We start from the raw sequence: 2,435 nt of genomic DNA, 5'->3' as shown, positions 1-2,435 counted from the left end.
GACGTCAAATGACTACGGTCGCCTGCCGGAGATCGTAGATACCGCTGACCAGTTGGTCGGGCTCCTCGCGCAGGCCGATCGAGCGCGCCATCTGGAGAAAGACGGCGATCACGGTCGTTGGCGCCGAGGAACTTGCGAATCTTGAGGTGCTGCTTGATCCAGCGGAACAACGGTTCGATCTGCCAGCGACCTTTGTAAAGGGCGGCGATCTCGACGGCCGGTCGCTTGAGATCATTGGTCAACAAATGGTGTCGCCATCGTGGCGCTGCACAGTCAGGCGCCGCAAGGCAATGGGCAGCTTGCAGTTGGATTTGCTGGCAAGGCTGACGTGGGCGTCGTCGAGAACGGTGAAGCCGTCGCCCTGCGTTATCTCAAGGCCGCGCTCGCCGAGCACCTTGAGCCCCATGTTGGATTTGGGGCGTGTGACGAAGAAGGCTTTGGCGCCGGCGATCGCCGTCCACCAGCCGCCGCAATGGCAATATCCCTTGTCGAAGACGTAGGTGGGGCCGGTCTCGATGGCGAGCGTGCGGCCGATCTCGGCGTTCGTTGACATTGGCGTCGGTGATGTCGAGGATGCGCGGGCAGTCGCTGTTGGGATCATAGACGACACGCAGTTTCATGCCGCGGATGCGGCCGTTCGACTTGGCCCAGCCGCAGGCCTTGCCGAGCGGGATGGGCGTGGAATCGATCAGCCGCAACATGGCCATGCCTTCGCGGCGCGCGTGCCGGTCGAGCTGATTGGCGATAAGGTCGAAGGTCTCGGCGAACACGGCGACAGGCCGGCGCCGGTTGGCATCCGACAGGGTCGAACGGCTCAGCAGGTCGCTGCCCAGATGATAATGATGCTGGCAGTTGGCGTTCCAGCCGCCCGCCAGGCCCGCGCAGACCGTCAGCACCGCTCAACTGCGCATAGTTGCAACAGATCCTTCAAATAACTTTACAGAATCTTTGCGAGCGCAGATCGCTGACCATGGTACCTTCACCACAAAGGCTGAGGTCAGGGACGAATAAAAGCTGATAGCTGTTAACGCTCAGCCTGCCGCACAGCACGCAACGGAGGTCGACGCCAATGGCAAGAAGAGCGCTCATCCTGCTCGAAGGCAGTACAAGGGGTATTGGTTCGCGATTCGTCCAAGCGGCCCAGCGTCTTGACCTTACACCAGTTACCCTGTCGGCCGATCCAGCTCAGTACGACTATCTTGCGGCGGAAAGGCTTGAGGCAATCCGTGTCGATATAAACGATCTCGATGCGCTGATCCGCGAATGTTCCCAGCTGCAGGCGAGCTATGACATCGTTGGCATTACAAGTGCCTGGGAGCCGTTCTATGCGACAGTTGGCAAGCTCTGCAGGCATTTCAATCTGCCGGGACCGAACCCCGCATCCATCGAACGATGCTGCGACAAATTCATTCAACGTCAGCTCCTCGCCGAGGCCGGCGTTCCAATACCTGCTTATCGCTTGGCAGCGAATGCGACAGACGTAGAAGGCTCCGCCGCAGAGATCGGCCTGCCGGTGGTTCTCAAGCCAGCCGTGGGTACCGGCAGCAGCGGTGTCCGATTGTGCCGCAACATCGATGAGTTAACCGAACATACGACCTATCTGTTGGACGGGAAGCACATATGGCGGTCTTCGCCGAGGATACTGGTCGAAGAATTCGCACAAGGCCCGTACTACGGCGCTAACATAATGGGAAATGAAGTCATTGCGATTGGTGCCGCTGAGTTCGGCCCCCCACCGCATTTCGTCTTTCGTGAGTACACCCATCCGGCCCCGCTGACTGATGACGAGCATAAACGTATCGTTGATGTTTCGCTGAGCTGTTTGCGAGCTCTCGGCCTTGCCTGGGGGCCAACGAACATCGAACTCCGGTGGACGAAGCGTGGCCCAGTCGTCATCGAAGTCAATCCACGTCTTTCGGGCGGGGATCCTGACCTGGTCCAGCTGGCTTGCGGTATCGATCTCGTCACCGAGCACATCAAGCTTGTCATCGGCGAGGAATGGGATTTGCGCAGAAGGCATTCGCAAACTGCGGCCATGCGGCTCCTGGTTCCTGATCGCGATGGCATCCTCGATTGGATCGATGGCGACAGTCGGGCGGCTGCTGTACCAGGTGTCGCCGAGGTCAGATTGCATGTTGAACCCAAGACACCGATCGTCAGGAAAGGCGATTGGCTAGACTCGATCGGATGTGTCATCGCCGCTTCAGCCAGTCCAGCTCAGACCAAGGCGATACTTCAGCATGCCGTCGACTTAATTAGTTGGTCGATCACGCCACTTCCGGCCCTTGGCGAACAGGAGCAATCAGCGCCCCCTAAGAGTCCGTTTTGAAATTCACGGATGAGCATTTCTTCGGACGAGATTGCCGCCCATGGCGACGAGGATCATGGCTTGAGAGACGTCGATGCGCTGCTCGTAGTCGCGCACGAGGCGGCGC

The 2,435-nt window shown here is 59.3% G+C and carries 1 protein-coding gene and 2 pseudogenes; 1 reads left to right on the top strand and 2 read right to left on the bottom strand.

The window, feature by feature from the left end; genetic code table 11:
• Positions 1-98 precede the first annotated feature (98 nt).
• A pseudogene (locus ABVQ20_RS40375) lies at positions 99-912 on the bottom strand (IS4 family transposase); the annotation flags it as partial.
• Between the two features lie 157 nt (positions 913-1,069).
• On the opposite strand from ABVQ20_RS40375, the gene ABVQ20_RS40370 reads away from it, so the two are divergent.
• Positions 1,070-2,329, top strand: a complete 1,260-nt coding sequence (locus ABVQ20_RS40370) for an ATP-grasp domain-containing protein (RefSeq protein WP_354465421.1) — start codon at positions 1,070-1,072, stop codon at positions 2,327-2,329.
• Between the two features lie 3 nt (positions 2,330-2,332).
• Here ABVQ20_RS40370 and ABVQ20_RS40365 read toward each other — a convergent pair.
• Positions 2,333-2,435, bottom strand: a pseudogene (locus ABVQ20_RS40365) (IS5/IS1182 family transposase); the annotation flags it as partial.

The organism is Mesorhizobium shangrilense (genome assembly GCF_040537815.1).
GTDB classification, from domain to species: Bacteria; Pseudomonadota; Alphaproteobacteria; order Rhizobiales; family Rhizobiaceae; genus Mesorhizobium; species Mesorhizobium shangrilense.
Note: the sequence above shows the minus strand (reverse complement) of the source record. Positions and strands in the feature narration are given on the sequence as shown.

Coding starts and splice junctions, on each gene's coding strand:
- ABVQ20_RS40370 (WP_354465421.1), top strand. CDS start 1,070: ATGGCAAGAAGAGCGCTCATCCTGCTCGAAGGCAGTACAAGGGGTATT.